Annotated in this window: 12 protein-coding genes and 4 tRNA genes; 2 read left to right on the top strand and 14 right to left on the bottom strand. The window is 57.1% G+C overall.

Annotation, left to right across the window (positions count from 1 at the left end; translation table 11 throughout):
* Nucleotides 1-71: 71 nt before the first annotated feature.
* The 11 genes from AC3IT6_RS09845 to AC3IT6_RS09795 form a co-directional block, all read right to left on the bottom strand.
* Nucleotides 72-923 (bottom strand): DUF2242 domain-containing protein, encoded by an 852-nt coding sequence (locus tag AC3IT6_RS09845; RefSeq protein ID WP_489355098.1) that lies wholly within the window; start codon nt 921-923, stop codon nt 72-74.
* A gap of 205 nt (nt 924-1,128) precedes the next feature.
* Nucleotides 1,129-3,000 (bottom strand): SurA N-terminal domain-containing protein, encoded by a 1,872-nt coding sequence (locus AC3IT6_RS09840; RefSeq protein WP_489355096.1) that lies wholly within the window; start codon nt 2,998-3,000, stop codon nt 1,129-1,131.
* Nucleotides 3,001-3,234: 234 nt separating this feature from the next.
* Nucleotides 3,235-3,507, bottom strand: a complete 273-nt coding sequence (locus AC3IT6_RS09835) for an HU family DNA-binding protein (protein ID WP_002552737.1) — start codon at nt 3,505-3,507, stop codon at nt 3,235-3,237.
* Nucleotides 3,508-3,656: 149 nt separating this feature from the next.
* Nucleotides 3,657-6,053, bottom strand: coding sequence for an endopeptidase La (gene lon, locus AC3IT6_RS09830; protein ID WP_104447853.1), 2,397 nt, complete (start codon nt 6,051-6,053; stop codon nt 3,657-3,659).
* 250 nt (nt 6,054-6,303) lie between these two features.
* Nucleotides 6,304-7,587 (bottom strand): ATP-dependent Clp protease ATP-binding subunit ClpX, encoded by a 1,284-nt coding sequence (clpX, locus tag AC3IT6_RS09825; RefSeq protein ID WP_007982210.1) that lies wholly within the window; start codon nt 7,585-7,587, stop codon nt 6,304-6,306.
* 111 nt (nt 7,588-7,698) lie between these two features.
* Entirely contained in the window at nt 7,699-8,334 is a 636-nt protein-coding gene (gene clpP / locus AC3IT6_RS09820) for an ATP-dependent Clp endopeptidase proteolytic subunit ClpP (protein ID WP_223449179.1), read from the bottom strand.
* 93 nt (nt 8,335-8,427) lie between these two features.
* Nucleotides 8,428-9,738 carry a trigger factor gene (gene tig / locus AC3IT6_RS09815; protein ID WP_489355093.1) on the bottom strand — a complete coding sequence of 437 codons (1,311 nt, stop codon included), beginning with the start codon at nt 9,736-9,738 and terminating at the stop codon, nt 8,428-8,430.
* A gap of 386 nt (nt 9,739-10,124) precedes the next feature.
* Nucleotides 10,125-10,200 (bottom strand) — tRNA-His (locus AC3IT6_RS09810).
* Nucleotides 10,201-10,278: 78 nt separating this feature from the next.
* A tRNA-Leu gene (locus tag AC3IT6_RS09805) sits at nt 10,279-10,363 on the bottom strand.
* Nucleotides 10,364-10,419: 56 nt separating this feature from the next.
* Nucleotides 10,420-10,495: transfer RNA gene (locus tag AC3IT6_RS09800), tRNA-His, on the bottom strand.
* 32 nt (nt 10,496-10,527) lie between these two features.
* A tRNA-Arg gene (locus tag AC3IT6_RS09795) sits at nt 10,528-10,604 on the bottom strand.
* Between the two features lie 274 nt (nt 10,605-10,878).
* Here AC3IT6_RS09795 and folD point away from each other — a divergent pair.
* Nucleotides 10,879-11,733: a bifunctional methylenetetrahydrofolate dehydrogenase/methenyltetrahydrofolate cyclohydrolase FolD gene (gene folD, locus AC3IT6_RS09790; RefSeq protein WP_008001570.1), complete on the top strand. Its 855-nt coding sequence runs from the start codon at nt 10,879-10,881 to the stop codon at nt 11,731-11,733.
* Nucleotides 11,734-11,968: 235 nt separating this feature from the next.
* Entirely contained in the window at nt 11,969-12,907 is a 939-nt protein-coding gene (gene pbpG / locus AC3IT6_RS09785; protein WP_223449181.1) for a D-alanyl-D-alanine endopeptidase, read from the top strand.
* 58 nt (nt 12,908-12,965) lie between these two features.
* Here the strand turns inward: pbpG and AC3IT6_RS09780 are convergent, their stop codons facing one another.
* From AC3IT6_RS09780 to AC3IT6_RS09770, 3 genes are all read right to left on the bottom strand, one after another.
* The gene (locus AC3IT6_RS09780; protein WP_150753039.1) at nt 12,966-13,181 is read right to left on the bottom strand and encodes a hypothetical protein; all 216 of its coding nucleotides are present in this window, start codon (nt 13,179-13,181) and stop codon (nt 12,966-12,968) included.
* Between the two features lie 17 nt (nt 13,182-13,198).
* On the bottom strand, nt 13,199-13,405 hold the full coding sequence (locus AC3IT6_RS09775) for a DUF6021 family protein (protein WP_057714089.1): 207 nt from the start codon (nt 13,403-13,405) through the stop codon (nt 13,199-13,201).
* Between the two features lie 95 nt (nt 13,406-13,500).
* The gene (locus AC3IT6_RS09770; RefSeq protein ID WP_489355090.1) at nt 13,501-14,235 is read right to left on the bottom strand and encodes a C39 family peptidase; all 735 of its coding nucleotides are present in this window, start codon (nt 14,233-14,235) and stop codon (nt 13,501-13,503) included.
* Nucleotides 14,236-14,396: the final 161 nt, after the last annotated feature.

Raw genomic sequence — 14,396 nt, 5'->3', positions numbered from 1 at the left:
GCTTGATGCGGGTCAATCTTTGCGCCTGCTACGGGATCGTTACTCGTTGGCCGATCCCGTAACGCGATCGATCACTGGCCAGAGACAGGAATCGCCTGAATCGGCTCGCTCGGCGGTGGTATGTCCGTCGGGTTTGTCGGTGGCTTGATGGTTTCTGCCGAAGGTGCCGGTTCTGTGTTCTGAACCGGGGTAATCGGCGCCGCTTCAGGAGGCGGGGCAAGCGGCTCGGAGGCCGCTGGAACCGCTTCAACAGGTGCAGGTGCCACAGGCTCTACCGCGGGAGCTGCTGCCGGGGCAGGTGCCAGAGGTGCCGGTGCCGGTGCCGGTGCCGCCTTGGCTTCAGGCATGCCCAGGTCGGTTTTCGGCTTTTCGGGGATGTGCGCAGCCTTTTTCGCTTCCGGCGGCAGGAACAGCTCGACCAGTGCGAAAAAACGCTCGTAGAACTTGGCAGACGATACGGTTTCGCTGGCGACCTTGACCATCGAGTCATCGGAGGAGCCGATCGGCATCGACACCGAGCCCAACACACCCACACCGAGACTGGCGGAGTTGTTGGTCTTCTTCAGCGCATAACGATCCTGCAGGGCATTGGCGAATACGGTCGCGTGATGCCCTTCGCTGCCGTCATCGGTACACACCACACTGAAGCTGATCTCCATGTGATTCTCGCCGGTCTGCTGAAAGCTCTTGTGACCGCTGACCAGCTTCGGATCGTTACTGGTGATGATGTATCCCTGGCTGAGCAAGGCGCGACGGGCGGCTTCACAACTCTGGGTATCGGTGACCGGATAGTTGCGGGAAAAGGTACCGGAGTCGTCGAAATTCTCATGCTCATAGATGGCGGTCTTGTTCGATGAACAACCGGCCGCAGTGGCAAACACGGCTGCCAACCCGACAACCCGCATGGGAAGTGATTTAAACATTGAACATCCTGAGAAAAACGGTTCGGGGCGTATTGTGCAACAGATCGATGCTTAGCGGAGCATCGATCATGTCTTAAAACGGTTACAGGCTGATTGACCCCGGTTTTGTGCAAAAGTCACCGCGGCAAATGACGTACGGCAAAACAAAAAAAGACCCCGGCCTTCCGGCCGGGGTCTTCTGTGCAGCGCTAAACCTGGTCAGGCATCAGTAACGCTTGATCTCTGCCTGGCTTTCCAGTTGCTTGCGATAAGCCGCGAAGTCTTGCTGGCCGATGCGCGAAGCGAGGTAGCGACGATACTGTGCTTTCTCTTCTTCGGTTGGCGCCGCGGCTTCGTTCACGCCATTGAGACGCACGATCATCAGGCTGCCATCAGCCAGCGTCACGCTGGTGAAGGTCGGCTTGTCCTTGGCCGCTGGCTTCGCCATGCGGAACAGCGCTTGCAGCACCGCTGGGTCGACCCCTTCCTGAGCGCGAGTCGCCGCCTCGGTGACTTTCCAGGCCTGGCCGTCGACCGCCTGATCCAGCGGGGTCTTGCCATCGCGCAGGCTGGCAATCAGGGCGTCAGCCTTGGTCTTGGCATCGGCGCTGGCGTGCTCCTTGGCCAATTGCACACGGATCGCAGCAGAGACGCTTTCCAGCGGCAATTGCGAAGGCTTCAGGTGCTCCTTGGCACGCAACACGACCACGGTTTCCGGATCGAGCTCGATGGCCGTGCTGTTCGCGCCCTCATCCAGGACTTCCGGGCTGAACGCGGCAGTGATCACGGCACGGTTGGCCGCAATACCCTCACCGCCTTCACGGCCGAACGGCTTGGACGTGTGGACGGTCAGCTTCAGGTCCTGCGCTGGCTGAGCCAGATCGGAGGCTTCGAACGAGGCGTCTTCCAGTTGCTTGGTCGCCTCGACAAAACGCTGTTCGACCTGCTGGGTCTTCAATTCGCGGGTCAGCTTGTCTTTCAGGCTGGCGAATGTCGGTACTTCAGGCGCTTCCACGCCCAACAGCTTGATCAGGTGGAAGCCGAAATCGGTGCGAACCGGCGCGGAAACCTGGTCCTTGGCCAACGAATACAGGGCTTTCTCGAACGCCGGGTCGTAGACGCCAGGACCGGCATAACCCAGGTCACCGCCGTTGTTCGCCGAACCCGGATCCTGGGAGAATTCCTTGGCCAGAGCCTCGAATTTCTCGCCCTTGGCCAGACGGGCCTGGATCTCTTCGATCTTCGCCTTGGCTTGCGCCTCGGTGGTCTTGTCGTTCACTTCAATCAGAATGTGCGCCGCCTGGCGTTGCTCGGACAGGTTCGCGATTTCTTTCTGATAGGCCGCCTGCAGGTCTTCGTCATTGACGCTGACCTGATCGAAGAAGGAAGCCTTCTTCAGTTCGAGGTAATCGATGACCACCTGATCCGGCGTCATGAATTCCTTGGCGTGCTCGTCGTAGTAGGCTTTGACCTCATCGTCGGTCAGCTTCACCGCTGCCGGGTCGGCCTTGATGTTCAGGGAGGCGAAATCGCGGGTCTGTTTCTCCAGACGGGCAAACGCCAGCACCTGTGCATCGGTTACGAAACCGCTACCGGCCAGACCGGCACGCAGCTGACCAATCAGCATTTCCTGAGCCAGCATCTGGCGGAATTGCATGCGGCTATAGCCGAGTTGGCGAATCACCTGGTCGAAACGCTCGGAGCTGAACTTGCCATCCACCTGAAACTCAGGAGTTTGCAGGATGACCTGATCCAGAGCCGCTTCGGAAAAAGCGAATTTCGAACTTTCTGCGCCTTGCAGCAGCAGTTTGCGATCGATCAGACCCTTGAGAGCCGACTCGCGCAGCATTTTTTCATCGAGCAAGGAAGCGTCGAAATCCTTGCCGAGCTGTTGCATGAGCTGACGGCGTTGCATATCGACCGCCTGGTTCAGCTCGTTCTGGCTGATTTCTTCACCATTGACCTTCGCCGCTTCATTCTTGGTCGTCGTGGCCTGAAAAATGGCGTCGAAACCGGTCAAAGCCATCAATGCAACGATGACCCCGATAATAGTCTTGGCAATCCAGCCTTGTGAATTGTCCCTGATATTCTGCAGCATGCGTCCCCCAGAAACGGTTGAACTTCAAAAATTAGGCAACCGTGGAGCGTGGGTAGAATCCGAATAGAAGAAAGGCGCATCCGAGGATGCGCCTTCTCGTAACTGGCGGAGCGGATCGAGGGCTCGAACTGGCGACCCTCGGTGTCTTGAACCGGCGACCTGCAGTCAGGACTGCCGCTCCGCTGCCAAGTCAGGCTTGACCCCGACCCGGATGGGTAAAAACCTGAATCGAACTTAGTTGACAGCTTCTTTCAGTGCTTTACCGGCTTTGAAACCTGGTTTTTTGGCTGCTGCGATTTCCAGCGTCTTACCGGTCTGTGGGTTACGACCAATGCGAGCTGGACGATCAGTTACGGAGAAAGTACCGAAACCAACCAGAACAACAGAGTCGCCAGCCTTGAGAGCGCCAGTGACGGATTCGATTACAGCGTCCAGCGCACGGCCAGCAGCAGCTTTCGGGATATCAGCGGATGCAGCGATAGCATCAATCAGTTCCGACTTGTTCACTCTAAGTCCCCTTATATCTATTTGAGTATGATTCTAAGTTTTTTTGGTGAAAGCAAAAACGAGTGCTGAATGGCCTACAGACACTTAAGAGCCGCTTTATAACAAGGGCTCTAAAAAGCTGTCAAGAAAGCCCCCCAGGCAAATACGTACTAATGCGTGCTAATTCTTTCCTTAGAATCTGCGTCGCGTTTCTCATCCTTCGCGACTATCTCCGGAGCCACGTCCGGCAAGGGCTCCGGCGCGTATTGCAACGCAATTTGCAGGACCTCGTCAATCCATTTAACCGGTTTAATCTGTAGATCCTGCTTGATATTGTCCGGAATCTCTTTGAGATCGCGCACATTCTCTTCAGGAATGATCACGGTCTTGATTCCGCCACGATGGGCAGCCAGCAGTTTTTCTTTCAAGCCGCCAATGGCCAGTACCTGGCCACGCAACGTGATTTCGCCGGTCATGGCGACATCCGCGCGTACCGGAATGCCGGTCAATGCCGATACCAGGGCCGTGCACATGCCCACGCCGGCGCTAGGGCCGTCCTTTGGAGTCGCCCCTTCCGGCATATGGATGTGCGTGTCACGCTTCTCATGGAAGTCCAGGGGGATCCCCAGGCTCTTCGCCCGACTGCGGACAACGGTCAAGGCCGCGGTGATCGATTCGACCATCACGTCACCCAGGGAACCGGTCTTGATCAACTGGCCCTTGCCCGGTACGACGGCCGCTTCGATAGTCAGCAGTTCGCCACCCACCTGCGTCCATGCCAGCCCGGTCACCTGGCCGATCTGATCCTGCTGCTCGGCCAGGCCGTAGCGGAATTTGCGCACGCCCAGGAAGTGCTCCAGCATGTCTGCGGTAACCTTCACCGAGAAGCGTTTTTCCAGCGCATGCTCCTTGACGGCCTTGCGGCAGACCTTGGCAATCTGGCGCTCCAGCCCGCGCACACCGGCTTCACGGGTGTAGTAGCGGATGATGTCGCGGATCGCTTCTGCGTCAAACTCCAGCTCGCCTTTCTTCAGGCCATTGGCCGTGATCTGCTTCGGCGAAAGGTATTTGACGGCGATGTTGATCTTCTCGTCTTCGGTGTAGCCCGGCAGACGGATCACTTCCATCCGGTCCAGCAACGCTGGCGGGATGTTCATCGAGTTAGAGGTGCAAAGGAACATCACATCGGACAGGTCGTAATCGACTTCCAGATAGTGATCGTTGAAGTTGTGGTTCTGCTCGGGATCAAGCACTTCCAGCAACGCCGATGCCGGATCGCCACGCATGTCGCTGCCCATTTTGTCGATTTCATCGAGCAGGAACAGCGGGTTGCGGACCCCCACCTTTGTCATTTTTTGAATCAATCTTCCTGGCATCGAACCGATGTAAGTACGGCGATGACCACGAATTTCCGCCTCATCACGCACACCGCCGAGGGCCATGCGCACGAATTTGCGGTTGGTGGCGTGAGCAATCGACTCCGCCAGGGACGTTTTACCCACCCCTGGAGGACCGACCAGGCACAACACCGGACCACGAATTTTTTTCACGCGCTTTTGCACGGCGAGGTATTCGAGGATGCGTTCCTTGACCTCTTCCAGGCCATAGTGGTCGGCATCCAGAATGTCTTCTGCACGCGCCAGGTCCAGGCGCACCTTGCTCTGGGCCTTCCACGGCACCTGAACCAGCCAGTCGATGTACGAACGCACCACGGTCGCTTCCGCCGACATCGGCGACATCTGCTTGAGCTTGTTCAGCTCGGCCGTCGCCTTGGCCAGCGCGTCTTTCGGCAGGCCGGCGGCATCGATACGCTTTTTCAGCTCTTCGACTTCGTTGTGACCTTCGTCGCTGTCGCCGAGCTCTTTCTGAATGGCCTTCATCTGCTCATTCAGGTAGTACTCGCGTTGACTGCGCTCCATTTGTTTTTTGACGCGGCCACGAATGCGTTTTTCGACTTGCAGCAGATCGATCTCGGCATCCAGCAGCGCCAGAACGTGCTCGACCCGGGCCGACAAATCGATGATTTCGAGGATTTCCTGCTTCTGTTCGATCTTCAGGGCCATGTGTGCGGCCATGGTGTCCACCAGGCGACCTGGCTCATCGATGCTGTTGAGCGACGACAGGACCTCAGCCGGGACTTTCTTGCCCAACTGCACGTATTGCTCGAACTGGGACAGCAGGCTGCGAACGAACACTTCCGACTCGCGCTCTGGGGCGTCAACTTCGTCGATCAGGGAGACTTCGGCACGGCAGTGGCCGTCCACTTCGCTGAAGCGCTCGACAGCGCCCCGCTGCTCACCCTCGACCAGAACCTTGACCGTTCCGTCAGGCAGCTTCAGCAGCTGCAGAACGGTGGCAATCGTACCAACGCGATACAGGGCATCTTCACCGGGATCGTCGTCAGCCGGGTTTCTCTGGGCCAGCAGAAGAATCTGCTTGTCACCCGTCATCGCAGCCTCGAGGGCTTCGATGGATTTCTCGCGCCCCACGAACAGCGGGATAACCATGTGCGGATAAACCACGACATCACGCAATGGCAGGAGAGGCAATTCGATGGTTGTCTTCATGATTTCGCCTCTACGGCGGCCGCAAGGCCGTAAACAGATGGAAGTAAGCTTGAAACCAAGATGGGGGCTGCCTTGGAAAAAAACAAGCGGATAAAAGGTCCACTTGAAAGATTGCAGCTTACGAAAGCTGCTGCGATGCGTCGGATACGCCTTCAAGGACCGCCATCGCTGGCAAATCAACGCCTGCAGGCCAGGTCCCACAATAGCAAAGGGGCCCGAAGGCCCCTTCTTTATTCAAGCTGCGTGACGCTTAAGCGTCTGGCGCGGCCTTGGCGGTCGGCTCACTGTTTTCATAGATATACAGTGGCTTGGACTTGCCTTCTATCACGCTTTCATCGATCACTACTTTGCTCACCTCCGATTGCGAGGGGATTTCATACATAGTGTCGAGCAATACACCTTCAAGAATCGAACGCAGGCCACGGGCACCGGTTTTACGCTCCAGGGCACGCTTGGCGACCGATTTCAGAGCGTCGCTGCGGAATTCCAGATCCACGCCTTCCATCTCGAACAGCTTGGCATACTGCTTGGTCAGAGCATTTTTCGGCTCGGTGAGGATCTGCATCAATGCAGCCTCGTCAAGCTCGTCCAGCGTGGCAAGTACCGGCAGACGACCGACGAATTCCGGGATCAGACCGAACTTGACCAGATCGTCAGGCTCGACTTCACGCAGGGATTCACCGACTTTCTTGCCTTCTTCCTTGCTGCGCACTTCTGCGTTGAAACCAATGCCACCCTTGGTGGAACGGTTTTGAATGACCTTCTCAAGACCAGAGAACGCACCACCGCAGATGAACAGGATGTTACGGGTGTCGACCTGCAGGAATTCCTGCTGCGGATGCTTGCGACCACCTTGAGGCGGAACGGAAGCGACCGTGCCTTCGATCAACTTGAGCAGGGCCTGCTGCACGCCTTCACCGGAAACGTCCCGGGTAATCGAAGGGTTGTCAGACTTGCGCGAAATCTTGTCGATTTCATCGATGTAGACAATGCCCATCTGGGCTTTTTCCACGTCGTAATCGCATTTCTGCAGCAGCTTCTGAATGATGTTCTCGACATCTTCACCCACGTAACCCGCCTCGGTGAGGGTGGTTGCGTCGGCGATGGTGAACGGAACGTTCAGCAAACGGGCCAGTGTTTCGGCAAGCAGGGTCTTACCCGAGCCTGTCGGGCCGATCAGCAAAATGTTGCTCTTGCCGAGTTCGACGTCGTCATTCTTTTTGTCACGCTGGTTCAGGCGTTTGTAGTGGTTGTACACCGCTACGGCCAGAACCTTTTTCGCACGTTCCTGACCAATCACATACTGATCAAGGATGCCGCTGATTTCTTTAGGCGAAGGCAATTTATGCGCGCTGCTTTCGGCCTGTGCCTCCTGCACCTCCTCGCGGATGATGTCGTTGCACAGGTCGACGCACTCGTCGCAGATAAAGACCGAGGGGCCGGCAATCAATTTGCGTACTTCATGCTGGCTTTTGCCACAGAAGGAGCAATAGAGCAGCTTGCCGTTGTCCTCGCCGTTGCGGGTGTCAGTCATTCGTTCGATCCAAATCCGATAGGCTTGCAACACAAGATGAAGGCTATTGCGGGCTTTTTCAAGCCCGCAGGTGTCGGACCCGCCGACCAACCCTATTTTGAGCTGCTTATTTTAAGCAGGGCGCTGGCTGATCACTTCGTCGATCAACCCGTACTCACGCGCGGCTTCTGCACTCATGAAATTGTCGCGATTGGTATCGCGCTCGATTTCTTCAAGAGTGCGCCCGCTATGCTGGGCCATCAGCGTGTTGAGACGCTCACGAATAAAGAGGATTTCCTTGGCATGGATTTCGATATCCGACGCCTGGCCCTGGAAACCGCCCAGTGGCTGGTGAATCATCACACGCGAGTTTGGCAGGCAGTAACGCTTGCCATGGGCACCGGCCGTCAGCAGGAACGCCCCCATGCTGCACGCCTGACCAATACAGGTGGTCGCCACGTTGGGCTTGATGAACTGCATGGTGTCGTAGATCGACATGCCCGCCGTCACCGAACCGCCCGGGGAGTTGATGTAGAGATGGATGTCCTTGTCCGGGTTTTCCGCTTCAAGGAACAGCAGTTGCGCACAGATCAGGTTGGCCATGTAGTCCTCTACCGGACCAACCAGAAAGATCACCCGCTCCTTGAGGAGACGCGAGTAGATGTCGTAGGCGCGCTCGCCACGAGCGGACTGCTCGACAACCATCGGGACCAGGCCGCCTGCGGCCTGGATATCAGAGTTCTGCTGAATATACGAATTACGGAACATGCTCTGCAGTCACTCCCAAATAGTTATGTCTTGAATACGCATAAGCCAGCTCGAAGGCTGGCTTATGGTGTGTGCTTCTTACCGCAAAAACAATCAGTCGGCTTGTGGAGCTTCTACCGGCTTGACCGCTTCTTCGTAAGAGACCGATTTGTCGGTCACGCTAGCTTTCTGCAGAACAGTATCCACAACTTGCTCTTCCAGCACAACCGAGCGAACTTCGTTCAGTTGCTGGTCGTTCTTGTAGTACCAGGACACAACTTGCTCAGGCTCCTGGTAGGCCGAAGCCATTTCCTGAATCATCTCGCGAACGCGGGTTTCGTCAGGCTTGAGGTCGAATTGCTTGACCACTTCAGCCACGATCAGGCCCAGCACTACGCGGCGCTTGGCTTGCTCTTCGAACAGCTCGGCCGGCAGTTGGTCAGGCTTGATGTTGCCGCCGAACTGCTGAACAGCCTGCACGCGCAGACGGTCAACTTCGTTGGACAGCAGGGCCTTTGGCACTTCGATCGGGTTGGTGGCGAGCAGACCGTCCATTACCTGATTCTTGACCTTGGATTTGATCGCCTGACGCAGTTCGCGCTCCATGTTCTTGCGAACTTCGGCGCGGAAACCTTCCAGACCGGTTTCCTTGATGCCGAATTGAGCGAAGAACTCTTCGGTCAGTTCTGGCAGCTTTGGCTCGGAAACGGTGTTGACGGTCACGGTGAACTCGGCGGTTTTGCCAGCCAGGTCCAGGTTCTGATAGTCCTCTGGGAAAGTCAGGTTCAGAACGCGTTCTTCACCGGCTTTCGCGCCAACCAGGCCATCTTCGAAACCAGGGATCATGCGGCCGGAACCCAGAACCAGCTGAGTACCCTTGGCGGAACCGCCAGCGAACACTTCACCGTCGACCTTGCCGACGAAATCGATGTTCAGCTGGTCTTCGTTTTGAGCGGCGCGATCGGCCACTTCGAAACGAGTGTTCTGCTTGCGCAGGATGTCCAGCATCTTGTCCAGATCGGCATCAGTCACCTCAGCGCTCAGGCGCTCTACGGTGATACCTTCGAAACCGGCAACGGTGAACTCAGGGAACACTTCGAATACGGCTACGTATTCCAGGTCCTTGCCAGCTTCCAGGGATTTAGGCTCGATCGAAGGCTGACCAGCCGGGTTCAGCTTCTGCTCAACCACAGCTTCGTAGAAGGAAGACTGGATCACGTCGCCTACAGCTTCCTGACGAGCGTCAGCACCGAAACGGCGCTTGATTTCGCTCATTGGCACTTTGCCTGGACGGAAGCCAGCAATCTTGGCCTTTTGGGCGGTCTGCTGCAGACGCTTGTTGACCTGGCTCTCGATGCGCTCAGCCGGCACGGTGACGCTCATGCGGCGCTCAAGAGCAGTAGTATTTTCAACAGAAACTTGCATGGATATTCCTCGTTGCACAGACGTTAGCCGGCCGTTTCCGACCCCAGAATCAAGGGCATGCATTCTAGTGGGTCAAACTCAAGAAGTCACCCTACTGAAAACGGGTAAAAACGCAGCAGGCAATTTATAGGTGCGAATGCACGAATGCACCTCGCCCCGATGGCAAATACAACCAATCACGCCAGGGCTCTGCGCCAACCTTTCCATATATAGAGGAGGACGCCAACCATCTCCCTGACGACCGATCTCGCAAGCGAGGCCGGCGGACAACACAGCATCATCGAGAAACATAAATACGACGAAACGCCCTGCCCTTGCGGCCCGGAACCTGCGGCCGCCGAAACAAAAAAGGCGCCAGACTTTTCAATCTGGCGCCTTTCGAAATATGGGGTGGACGATGGGGATCGAACCCACGACAACGGGAGTCACAATCCCGTGCTCTACCAACTGAGCTACGCCCACCATATTGCCTGTTAAAGAAGCCAAACAAACTTCTTTATCAAGCTCCAGCCAGGCCAAGTGCCTGAGTGAAGCTTTAATTGGTGCGGATGAAGAGACTCGAACTCTTACGCCTCGCGGCGCTGGAACCTAAATCCAGTGTGTCTACCAATTCCACCACATCCGCGGGTGAAGCCTTTAAAGCAAAGGCGCCAGACTGTTAATCTGGCGCCTTTCGAAATATGGGGTGGACGATGGGGATCGAACCCACGACAACGGGAGTCACAATCCCGTGCTCTACCAACTGAGCTACGCCCACCATATCGCGTTACTTGTGCCAAAGCTGCCTAATGGCGCACCCGGCAGGACTCGAACCTGCGACCATCCGCTTAGAAGGCGGATGCTCTATCCAGCTGAGCTACGGGCGCCTTGTTAGCTGTAACCTTGGAGGACTACAAACTAAGTGCTTTCCAGTCTTGCAGAATCGTAATCCCGCTCAACCTTCCTAACCAGTGCTAGGCTGTGCCCGACAAGTGCGACGAATAGTATAGAGCCACCCGAAGGTCGTCAAATCCTTTTTAAAAAAAATTCATTTAATTAAAGGAGTTAGGGGAATTTGCAGACCAAGCGCCTTTGCCCTCACCGCATGACATGCGAGAATGCGTTCTCTTTTTTTCCCCTCTCGATGGTTAATCACGCGCAATGACTGCACAACTTATCGACGGCAAATCGATCGCCGCCAGCCTGCGCCAGCAGATCGCCCAACGTGTCACCGAGCGTCGCCAGCAAGGCCTGCGCACGCCCGGCCTTGCGGTGATCCTGGTCGGCAGCGATCCTGCCTCTCAGGTTTATGTCTCGCACAAGCGTAAAGACTGTGAAGAGGTCGGCTTTCTATCCCAAGCCTATGACCTGCCTTCCGAAACCACTCAAGAAGCGCTGACCGAGCTGATCGATCGCCTGAACGACGATCCTGCAATCGACGGCGTTCTGCTTCAGCTTCCGCTTCCCGAACACCTGGACGCCTCCAGGCTGCTGGAGCGCATTCGTCCGGATAAAGACGTCGACGGTTTCCATCCTTATAATGTCGGTCGCCTGGCCCAGCGTATCCCGCTGCTGCGCCCATGCACCCCCAAAGGCATCATGACCCTGCTGGAAAGCACCGGTGTCGACCTTTACGGGATGAATGCCGTGGTTGTCGGCGCGTCCAATATCGTTGGCCGCCCGATGGCCATGGAATTGTTGCTGGCCGGTTGCACCGTGACGGTCACCCACCGCTTTACCAAGGACCTGGCCGGCCATGTCGGCCGTGCGGACCTGGTCGTCGTCGCAGCCGGCAAGCCGGGACTGGTCAAGGGCGAATGGATCAAGGAAGGCGCGATCGTGATCGATGTCGGCATCAACCGCCAGGACGACGGCAAGCTGGTCGGTGACGTGATCTACGAAACCGCCCTGCCCCGCGCCGGCTGGATCACTCCGGTACCGGGCGGCGTAGGCCCGATGACCCGTGCCTGCCTGCTGGAAAACACCCTGTACGCCGCTGAAACCCTGCACAGCTGAGTTTCAACGCCCACGCTGTCAGCGTGACAAGGAACCCCGCCCTGGCGGGGTTTTTTTTGCCCACGAAAAACACCGACCGCTCGCCGGAAAATGACTTTTTTTTCATGTTTCTCAGGACTTTCACCTGCTACTTGATCAACCATCGACAGTTATTCAGCCATACTCCAGAATGTCGCGCTTTTTGGGAAATAGCCCGTTACAAAACGGCTTATCAATACTTTATGAGTCTGCCAGCGTGAAAATCCGTCTTTCCATCCTGAGCCTATTTTTTGCAGTTACAGGGACTTTCATCACGCCAATCGCCAGCGCTGGCGAAACCACCGCAGCGCCTCGAAATACCTCGCAACTCAAGCTCGCTTCCGGCAGCTCTTTACTGCTGGATATGCAGACCAACAAAGTCATCTATGCCAGCAATCCGGACGTCGTCGTCCCCATCGCATCCGTCAGCAAACTGATGACCGGCCTGGTCGTGGTTGAAGCCCGGCAAAACATGGATGAATACATCAACATCAACATCAGCGACACACCGGAAATGAAAGGTGTGTACTCCCGGGTCAAGCTCAAGAGCGAACTGCCGCGCCGGGAGATGCTGCTGATTGCCCTGATGTCATCTGAAAACCGAGCCGCTGCAAGCCTGGCCCACCACTATCCGGGTGGCTATGTCGCGTTCATTGCTGCAATGAACGCCAAGGCCCGGGCCTTGGGCATGACCAATACCCATTTCGTCGAACCGACAGGTCTCTCGCCGCGCAACGTTTCGACCGCTCGCGATTTGAGCAAACTGTTGATCGCCGCGCACAAGCACCCGCTGCTGACGGAGCTGAGTACAACCAAGGAAAAGACCGTTTCGTTTCGCAAACCCAACTACAGCCTGGGTTTTCGCAACACCGACCATTTGGTCCGCAAGCCGGACTGGGACATCCAGCTGACAAAAACCGGTTTCACCAACGAAGCAGGTCACTGCCTGGTGCTGGTGACCCGAATGAGTAACCGCCCGGTGGCCTTGGTGATCCTTGACGCCTATGGCAAGTACACCCATTTTGCCGATGCCACGCGCATGCGTAATTGGGTAGAGAGCGGAAAGAGTGCGGACGTGCCTTCCGTAGCCTTGCAGTACAAGGCAGACAAGAACCTCAAGCAGCGCCAGAGCGGCGTGGTTGAAGCGTCGAAGTAATCTTGCTGCAAACGCATGAAAAAGCCCCGAACATTCGGGGCTTTTTTTCGCCAGACATTCAGTCGTTGGGCAGCGGCATCTGGTCGTCATCCGGAATACCGTCGCCGGCACTTGGATCTCTCCACCCCTTCGGCTTTTCAGTGGGCACTACCGTTGGCCGCGCCAGGGGATCCCTCAACGGGCTGTCGGGATCCATCACCGGATCGGTGCTTTGCTCGGGGGTTGTGGGGACGGTTTCCGGACGTTTGTCGTCGAAACTGGAATCGGTAGACATACGCACCTCCATTGGACCTAAGGCTTCAGGTCACCCAGTGGATCGTAGGGCTTGGCCGGAGCCTTGGGGTTGTCACCCGGCTTCACGTCCCTCGGGGCCTTGGCGGGCCCGATCGGGTCGACCTGAGGATCGGCAAGGTCCGGGGAATCCGGGTCGAATCCCAACTCATTACCGGAGGAATGTTCAGACGAGTGCGGACCGACGGGCGTTGTGGAATGAGCCATGGGCGCCTCCTGATCTCGGCCCGAAATAATGTTCCGGGCCCTTAAAGATCAGAGGCTGGCGATGGGCGAAGGTGCCCGGCGGGTGACCAACGGACTTACTGGCTGGCCAAGGCTTTTTTTGCCTTGGCGGCGGCCTGCTCCTGACCGGCCTGAGCCAGATCGCTGGCGGCCTTGAGCCAACGCTGCTGATCGACCTGGGCCGGGATTTGCGTCGGATTCTGGATCAGCACAGCCCAACCGCCGGCGTCCTTGAACGCCGACTCGAAGGAGCTGAAGCTCATCAGTTCGCGGTGATTCATCCCGGCCCGCAGCAGGACTGTCTGCTTCTGGCGGTTGTAGCCGGCCAGAATGGCGTAACGCGGTTCGGCCCACATGGCCGAGCCCTCAGTAAAGCGCACCATCACCGGATAGCCGGCGGCGACTTGCGCCAACAGGGCCGGCAGGTTGCTGTCAAGGGGATAAACCACCATCCCGTACTCGCGGGCCAGGTTCTGCATGTTCTGTTGCAACTGGGCTTCGCCCCCCGGCAAATGCAAGGGTTTTTCGAGCAACCCCGGGGTGATCACGATGCCCTGCTGGGACAGCATGCTGGCCAGCACCTGCGGCCCGCTTTGATACGCATCGCCCCGGTAGAATCGGCCGCTGAGCTCGACACGCTCGGGCAAACGCTTGATCTCGGGCGCAACGCTACCGGCACAGCCCGCCAGGCCTGCCATGCAACCGGCGATGAGCATGGCCGACAAAATTCGAGAAAATACCCGCACCATCGTCTCTCTCTTTTTCAGGTTCAGACGCCAGGCAATCCCATTCCCGGCTTGGTCGTCGATCATAGGTCGCCGCGCCGCTACGGTATAGCTCTAAACGGTAGTCGCGTGCATTCGATAGAGCGAACTGGTTGGTGACTGCCGACTTTCGGTCAATAGCCTGAAATACAGCAACGGCTAGACTGTTCCCTGAAGGAACGACAGCGAAGCACGTGTGCCCACAGAAG

Source organism: Pseudomonas sp. KH_017, assembly GCF_057840285.1.
This window is presented reverse-complemented; position numbering and strand designations above follow the sequence as displayed.

Excerpts from the sequence above, each read along its gene's own strand:
- lon (WP_104447853.1), bottom strand. The coding sequence starts at position 6,053 with ATGAAGACAACCATCGAATTGCCTCTCCTGCCATTGCGTGATGTCGTG.
- AC3IT6_RS09780 (WP_150753039.1), bottom strand. The coding sequence starts at position 13,181 with ATGTCTACCGATTCCAGTTTCGACGACAAACGTCCGGAAACCGTCCCC.
- AC3IT6_RS09845 (WP_489355098.1), bottom strand. The coding sequence starts at position 923 with ATGTTTAAATCACTTCCCATGCGGGTTGTCGGGTTGGCAGCCGTGTTT.
- AC3IT6_RS09770 (WP_489355090.1), bottom strand. The coding sequence starts at position 14,235 with ATGATCGACGACCAAGCCGGGAATGGGATTGCCTGGCGTCTGAACCTG.
- folD (WP_008001570.1), top strand. The coding sequence starts at position 10,879 with ATGACTGCACAACTTATCGACGGCAAATCGATCGCCGCCAGCCTGCGC.
- clpX (WP_007982210.1), bottom strand. The coding sequence starts at position 7,587 with ATGACTGACACCCGCAACGGCGAGGACAACGGCAAGCTGCTCTATTGC.
- AC3IT6_RS09775 (WP_057714089.1), bottom strand. The coding sequence starts at position 13,405 with ATGGCTCATTCCACAACGCCCGTCGGTCCGCACTCGTCTGAACATTCC.
- clpP (WP_223449179.1), bottom strand. The coding sequence starts at position 8,334 with ATGTTCCGTAATTCGTATATTCAGCAGAACTCTGATATCCAGGCCGCA.
- tig (WP_489355093.1), bottom strand. The coding sequence starts at position 9,738 with ATGCAAGTTTCTGTTGAAAATACTACTGCTCTTGAGCGCCGCATGAGC.
- AC3IT6_RS09840 (WP_489355096.1), bottom strand. The coding sequence starts at position 3,000 with ATGCTGCAGAATATCAGGGACAATTCACAAGGCTGGATTGCCAAGACT.